The 6000-nt window shown below is 33.7% G+C and carries 14 protein-coding genes and 1 pseudogene; 4 read left to right on the top strand and 11 right to left on the bottom strand.

All coding sequences use genetic code 11. From position 1 onward, the window contains the following. The 9 genes from AB3I27_RS12830 to AB3I27_RS12790 all read right to left on the bottom strand — a co-directional run. The coding region (locus tag AB3I27_RS12830) for a DUF1071 domain-containing protein (protein ID WP_368023015.1) at positions 1–178 on the bottom strand (178 nt) is incomplete at its 3' end. Continuing rightward, a complete protein-coding gene (locus tag AB3I27_RS12825; RefSeq protein WP_104674271.1) occupies positions 171–512 on the bottom strand; it encodes a hypothetical protein in 342 nt (113 codons plus the stop codon). The genes AB3I27_RS12825 and AB3I27_RS12830, both read right to left, overlap by 8 nt. Positions 513–526: 14 nt before the next feature. Further along, positions 527–697, bottom strand: coding sequence for a hypothetical protein (locus tag AB3I27_RS12820; protein ID WP_368023016.1), 171 nt, complete (start codon positions 695–697; stop codon positions 527–529). Next, positions 666–839 carry a hypothetical protein gene (locus AB3I27_RS12815; protein WP_002301528.1) on the bottom strand — a complete coding sequence of 58 codons (174 nt, stop codon included), beginning with the start codon at positions 837–839 and terminating at the stop codon, positions 666–668. The genes AB3I27_RS12820 and AB3I27_RS12815 overlap by 32 nt, the downstream gene beginning before the upstream one ends. Continuing rightward, a complete protein-coding gene (locus AB3I27_RS12810) occupies positions 836–1024 on the bottom strand; it encodes a hypothetical protein (RefSeq protein WP_002311421.1) in 189 nt (62 codons plus the stop codon). The genes AB3I27_RS12815 and AB3I27_RS12810 overlap by 4 nt, the downstream gene beginning before the upstream one ends. Before the next feature lie 20 nt (positions 1025–1044). After that, positions 1045–1329 carry a hypothetical protein gene (locus AB3I27_RS12805; RefSeq protein ID WP_222896902.1) on the bottom strand — a complete coding sequence of 95 codons (285 nt, stop codon included), beginning with the start codon at positions 1327–1329 and terminating at the stop codon, positions 1045–1047. Position 1330: 1 nt separating this feature from the next. Beyond that, positions 1331–1519, bottom strand: a complete 189-nt coding sequence (locus AB3I27_RS12800; RefSeq protein WP_010729259.1) for a helix-turn-helix transcriptional regulator — start codon at positions 1517–1519, stop codon at positions 1331–1333. Between the two features lie 2 nt (positions 1520–1521). Beyond that, positions 1522–2298 (bottom strand): phage antirepressor KilAC domain-containing protein, encoded by a 777-nt coding sequence (locus AB3I27_RS12795; RefSeq protein WP_222896903.1) that lies wholly within the window; start codon positions 2296–2298, stop codon positions 1522–1524. A 126-nt stretch (positions 2299–2424) separates the two neighbouring features. Continuing rightward, positions 2425–2646, bottom strand: a complete 222-nt coding sequence (locus AB3I27_RS12790; protein WP_222896904.1) for a hypothetical protein — start codon at positions 2644–2646, stop codon at positions 2425–2427. Between the two features lie 298 nt (positions 2647–2944). Between AB3I27_RS12790 and AB3I27_RS12785 the strand changes: the two genes are divergently transcribed. The 4 genes and pseudogenes from AB3I27_RS12785 to AB3I27_RS12770 all read left to right on the top strand — a co-directional run bounded on the left by AB3I27_RS12785 (position 2945) and on the right by AB3I27_RS12770 (position 5249). Continuing rightward, a complete protein-coding gene (locus tag AB3I27_RS12785) occupies positions 2945–3292 on the top strand; it encodes a helix-turn-helix domain-containing protein (protein ID WP_104885307.1) in 348 nt (115 codons plus the stop codon). A 35-nt stretch (positions 3293–3327) separates the two neighbouring features. After that, positions 3328–3723 carry an ImmA/IrrE family metallo-endopeptidase gene (locus tag AB3I27_RS12780; RefSeq protein ID WP_033630947.1) on the top strand — a complete coding sequence of 132 codons (396 nt, stop codon included), beginning with the start codon at positions 3328–3330 and terminating at the stop codon, positions 3721–3723. Positions 3724–3776: 53 nt separating this feature from the next. Next, positions 3777–4088: a hypothetical protein gene (locus AB3I27_RS12775; RefSeq protein WP_222896906.1), complete on the top strand. Its 312-nt coding sequence runs from the start codon at positions 3777–3779 to the stop codon at positions 4086–4088. An 11-nt stretch (positions 4089–4099) separates the two neighbouring features. Next, a pseudogene (locus AB3I27_RS12770) lies at positions 4100–5249 on the top strand (tyrosine-type recombinase/integrase). A gap of 92 nt (positions 5250–5341) precedes the next feature. Here AB3I27_RS12770 and rpmA read toward each other — a convergent pair. Beyond that, the gene (rpmA, locus tag AB3I27_RS12765) at positions 5342–5635 is read right to left on the bottom strand and encodes a 50S ribosomal protein L27 (protein WP_002289452.1); all 294 of its coding nucleotides are present in this window, start codon (positions 5633–5635) and stop codon (positions 5342–5344) included. Positions 5636–5647: 12 nt separating this feature from the next. After that, complete coding sequence (locus AB3I27_RS12760) at positions 5648–5992, bottom strand: ribosomal-processing cysteine protease Prp (protein WP_002289451.1); 345 nt, start codon at positions 5990–5992, stop codon at positions 5648–5650. Positions 5993–6000: the final 8 nt, after the last annotated feature.

Genomic DNA, 6000 nt, shown 5'->3' with positions numbered 1-6000 from the left:
TAACCCTGTAGTGTTTATACTCATTAATAGTTACCGTTGCCTGTGGATCATTCTTTTTCATAATCTCCCATGCGTGAGCCCAAGATAAATAATCAAAATTTCCTTTTTTCTTAAGAATTTTATTTAACTTACGACTAAAAAGTTTTTCAAAGTTCGTTGTCCCTTTGATTTCACTCATCAAATTCTGCCTCCATTTCAGCAATGTATTTCTTACCTGATCCGTAATAAGAGATATCAATCAAGTTATCTCTGTCGTACTCTTCTAGCGCATCAATCAAGCCATCTTCGATGACATAGATATATTCAGGTTTTCTGGACCGCTTCGATAAATGGATAAGATAGACATGATCCCAAATACTCACAAAATTGCCCAAATCGTCTTGATCACATGCTAGTTCTTCATTCGTCAAAAGATTTCGTCTGATTTTTCGATTGATTGTTTCCTTGATATTCGATTTGCCCCAACTAGGATCAGTCAAATATTGATCTAGAGTGGAAAGTTCTTTTTCCATGTGGTAACATCTCCTTAGATGTATTTTCTTTGTGACTCTATGCTTGCCGGCGGAGTCACTTTTTTTATTTGTTGCCATGCTTTTTGCTTTTCGATATGTTGCTTGCTTAAAATAATAGGACGGCTATTTGCCCACCAATTATCAGCAATCACTTTACCGATTTTTAGCGCTTCTTCTCGTGCCATAGTTGCTCCTTTCTTTTGAATCAAGCAGATTGATTAAAACCATCAATGCTGCGAACAAGCTTCCCCCGATAATACTTTGGTGCGCTACAATCACTAATAACCCCAAAATGAATCCTATAAAAAGTGTGTCTGTCTTCTTCATAATCTAATCTCCCTATTTTTTATTTCTAGCATTCTCAAATCCTCAAGTTCAGAAGCAATTAGTTCAGCTTGCCTATCTGATAGCTCATCGGCTTTTCTAAGCGCTGCACGGTCATCTTGTAATTGTTTCCTGCGTTGTTTAATCAAACCGAGAATTTGATGTTCTTGTTGCAATGTGTAGGACATAAAATCATTCTCCTTTGCCTTTAGAACTCAAAGTTTTCTTTCAAAAATCTTTGGAGTTCCGATCGTTCAATTCTGATGTCTAACTTGCTCCACTGCTGTGTTTTTAAGCCTAGGTTTATCCAATGTGTTAATTTGTCATCACCAATGCCTAAAATTTTTTTCACCTCTGATTTGTTTGGATATGGAGGAAGCTCTACTGATTTGTTCATAAGGCGCAATCGTTCGTCCAACGAATTAAGCACAGCATTCGTAATCTGTGTAGTTAATTCTGAAACTACTAAATTATCTGGAATTGTTATTAGCATGTTATTTCTCCTTCTCTAACTCTGCTAGTGCTGCCTCAATTGGCTTGATTTGTTTATCTGGTTTTCTACGCCCATTCATAATATCCGACATATATGGTCTAGAAATTCCGATAGTATCAGCTAACCAGTTCTGAGACTTTCCGTATTTTGCTAATTGAATTCTGACTTTTAAAATAAATTCTTGTGACATTGTCATTCCTCCTCTAATAAATCGATTTCTGGAATATATCCTTCTTTTTTTAGCGACTCATAAATGAACAAACGTCCTTTTTGAGTCCATTTTGTATTCATCACAACTTTTGTTCCTCCATCAGATTTCGGAATCTCAGTTGTATGAGATTTTGTATATCCTTGTCTCATATGTTTCTTGCATAATAACCATTGGTTGCCTACTTTCTTCTGGATACCTAGTTTATGAAGTAGTTTGTTCATCTGTTGTGGAGACATCCCATAATCTGCTGCAATCTGGCTAATTGTTACTGAATCCGTAGAAGATAATATGCTATCTAAATATGAAATTTTGGGTTCGTATTCTGCAATCTTTTGTTCTGCGATTAATCTCCCAGTACGTTCTTCTTTCAATTTAGTTGCTAATTGAATGATTGTATCTGGATTAAGCAAAGCTTCTTCTACTTTTTCTGGACTTAGATAACCTCCATGTTTTCTAATTGCTGGCAACACTTCGCTTGTTACCCAACGTTTGAATTTCTTGGCATTTGAGAGTTTAGATTTTAGGATAAGGCTGTATAAACCTGACTCGTTGATGATAATTACTTCTCTGATTTGACCTGACAGAACGATTCGTTCCCCCAGCTTATCTTCCTCATCCACATGATCGCGAATAGCTTTCGCTGTATTGGTATAACCTAAGACTTCAGCTATATCTTTTCCTACGAAATACGGTTCATCATTTACTAAAATTGTCCGAACTTCGTTTTGTTCGAAATTAAAAATTTGCGGTGTGTTCATTTTTGCTCATTCCTTTCTTTGGTATAATTTTTAATAGAAAGTGAGGTGAAAATAGTATGGAACAATTTAATATGGATGTTGACGCCTTATTCAAACAAACCGTATTCAAGACTGTTAATAAAGAATTCAAAGTAGATTTCCAAAATGACGAATCTTTTCCAACAGAAATTGAGTTATTCGAAGAATTTTCTCGGAATGTTTCTGAGTCTTTTTCTCGCCAGTTGCAAAAGAATTTTTTTGATGCTCTTGTGGATGAATTTCATCAACGCTACCGCTAAACTTTTGGTCTTTAAAATGTATAGTTATTAAAACTCCTTCTGCAGAAGGAGTTTTTTTGTTTTGTTTCATGATGTTTCCTCCTTTTCTTTAAATTTGTAAGCTAATAAAATTAGCTAATTCTTATTGACACATTCTACAAAGTTTTGTAGAATAAGATCATAGTTAAATAAGCCTAAAAATACCCTATAAATCAACGTTCTAAGTTTCCCGACCTCGAATTTGTTTATTTTAATAGGTGTCTTTCTTATTGCTTGTTAGCTTACTAAATTAGCTTACAAACATATATTATTACAAAGTTTTGTAGATGTCAACAATTATCTACAAAGTTTTTTAGATATGTTTCAGGCATGATTGGAGAATCATTATCATGACAACGTTTGATAGAGTAAAAATGTTAGCGGATAAACGCAAAATATCTATTGTCGAATTGGAAGAAAAGCTTAATTTCAGTAAAAATTCTCTTTATGCGTGGAAGAAGAGTAAACCATCCATTGACAAGCTAAATGCAGTTGCTGACTATTTTAATGTCTCAACTGATTATTTGTTAGGACGAACAGATGATCCTAACGCTGGTGTTGTACCAGAAAAAAGAAAACTAACTGTAGAAGAAGCTTTAGCATCTGTCATGAGCAGCGACGGAAAACCACTCACCGATAATGATAGGGAAATACTATCAGCTATGATTGAAGCATATTTAGAGAAAAAAGATAACTAAATAAGTAGGTGAGTCAGTTGGACAGTCAAATTGAAATGATGCTTAATGAGCTAGGTGTCAAGGTAGAAGAGCGTGAAAACCTTGATGCCGATGGCCATTATGTTGCTTGTATGAATACCATAGTAATAAAAGCTAATTTATCTAAGTATAGAAGACAAAGAACCTTATTACATGAATTAGGACACGCTTCTAAACATCATGATAATTATTTTTTATATAACTTAGCATTCTCTCTCCATTCAAAAATGGAATATGAGGCTGATCGCTTCATGATTGAAAAATTATTAGATAGATATATTGCAAAGTCTGAATTAGAACCACACAATATCAATTACATGAAATTTATAGAAGATAATAATTTAAGCGTTCGCTTCGAACCACTTGTGAAAGAATTATTAAAAGCTCGCATCTATTGTTATGCAGCTCTCTAAAATTTTTTAAGCAAAAAAAGAACATACGTTCAAAAATAGAAAGGTGAACAAAAATGATATATACAGAATTCAAAGAATGGTTAGAAAAAAACACAACCGGATACGAAACATTTACCATCAAAGCTACTAATTATCAAATTGAAAAAAACAAAAATAGACCCCCAAAAAAACGCTGGGATGATAAGAAAATAGATAAAGCTGTATTAGAAATGTGGAAACAAGTTGTGACTAACTTGTATCAAACAATTCGTAAAGAAAAAGGAGTTCCATTAATTAACGGGAAGGAAATATGGCTTGAATTTATAGAGGAACAAGGACTGATCGAATTTTTCAATGATAGCATGGCAGAATTAGAATTTGAATAGGGGTAATATTGATGGCAATGATAAAACAATATAAAAAGAAAAATGGCGAAAAAGCATGGTACTTTAAAACTTATCTCGGTATTGATCCGTTAACAGGAAAGAAAAAATATACTACTAAAAGAGGATTTAGAACACAAAAAGAAGCAAAAACAGCACTTTCTAGGTTAGAACTAGAATTACAAAAAACAGGAATTCCCACAAGTACAAATACTACTTTCAAAGAAGCAGCAGAATTATGGCTAGAAAGCTATAAAAAAACTGTAAAAGAAAGTTCATATTCAAGGACTAAAATAATCTTTAACAAACATCTATATCCCAAATTTGGAAATATTAAGCTTTCTAAAATTAATACGGCATATTGTCAAAAGGTAGTAAATGATTGGAGTGAAAAAGGAACTTCAAAGCAATACCCTCTTTTCATCAACTATATGAACAAAGTTTTTAAGTATGCTATAAATATTGGTTTAACATCTGATAATCCAACATTAAATTTAATTATTCCAAAGCCACAAATTAAAACAGAAAAGAAATTAAAATTATATACAAAAGAACAGTTGGAATTATTTCTAAATGAAGTATCTCAAGAACAGAATCCATATTTTTAAAAACAGAGACTATACGCTCTTTAGACTATTAGCATTCAGCGGATGTAGAATCGGCGAAATATTAGCACTCACTTGGGACAATATTAATTTTAAAACAAATGAAATGGCCATTAAAAAAACTGTAGCTCGTTCAGATAAATATTATATATCTAAAACTCCTAAAACAAAAAAATCAAATCGAATAATTTATTTAGATGAAAAAACTATAAAGCAACTAAAATTTTGGAAGCTCGAACAAAGAAAGTACTTATTTCAATTAGGATTTACTAAAGCTAATTATTTGTTTACCAATGACGAAAATAATTTCACAATTAATCAGTCAGTGGCAGAAAGATACAATATATATCGTGAGCGTGCCGGCTTACCTTATATCGGTCTGCATGGTTTTAGACATACACATGCATCAATGCTATATGAGGCAGGCGCAGATCACAAAGAAGTCCAAGAAAGAATGGGCCACGCAAATATAAAAACTACTATGGACACATATACACACATCACTAACAGCAAAAAAGAAGAAACAACACAAAAACTAACAAATTATATTAACTTCTAAGAAAGTATGGTCAAAAGTATGGTCAAAAAAATCCCTTACTTAGCAAAAAAAGCTCCATCCCTTGCCACACAAGAGATAGAGCAGTTTATTTATTAAGCTTCTTGAGCTACTGGATAAACAGACACTTGTTTTTTGTTACGGCCTTTACGTTCGAAACGTACTACGCCATCAACTTTTGCAAATAAAGTGTCGTCTCCACCGATACCCACGTTTACACCTGGATAGATTTTTGTACCGCGTTGACGATAAAGAATTGATCCACCTGTAACTGTTTGTCCATCAGCGCGTTTAGCACCTAGACGTTTTGATTCTGAGTCACGGCCGTTAGATGTAGAACCGCCACCTTTTTTGTGGGCAAATAATTGTAGATTCATAGATAACAACATGGTCTGCACCTCCTATTTATCATTGATTGTTTTAATTTGGATATATTCTGAGTTTTCAGCTTCTATTGATTGTAAACCTAATAAAAGATTTTCTAATAGAATCTCAGCAATATTGTTTTGTTCTTGTGTCATTCCTGAAGTGACTTCGGTATAAAGATAACCGCCTTCTTCTTCATTCATTTCAACAATCGGTTCAAAACCGGCTAATGAGGCAATCCCGTTGACAGTGCTGATCGCTAACGCAGAAACACCTGCACAAACGATATCACTTCCATAAGGACCAGCATCAGCATGCCCGGTCAAAGTGAATGAAACGATCTGACCTGCGTCATTTCGCTTAAATGTTCCTTTGATCATATATAGGC

Source organism: Enterococcus sp. C46, assembly GCF_040887565.1.
Taxonomy (GTDB): Bacteria; Bacillota; Bacilli; order Lactobacillales; family Enterococcaceae; genus Enterococcus_B; species Enterococcus_B lactis.
The sequence above is the reverse complement of the archived record's forward strand: the minus strand, read 5'-3'. Positions and strand labels throughout refer to the sequence as shown.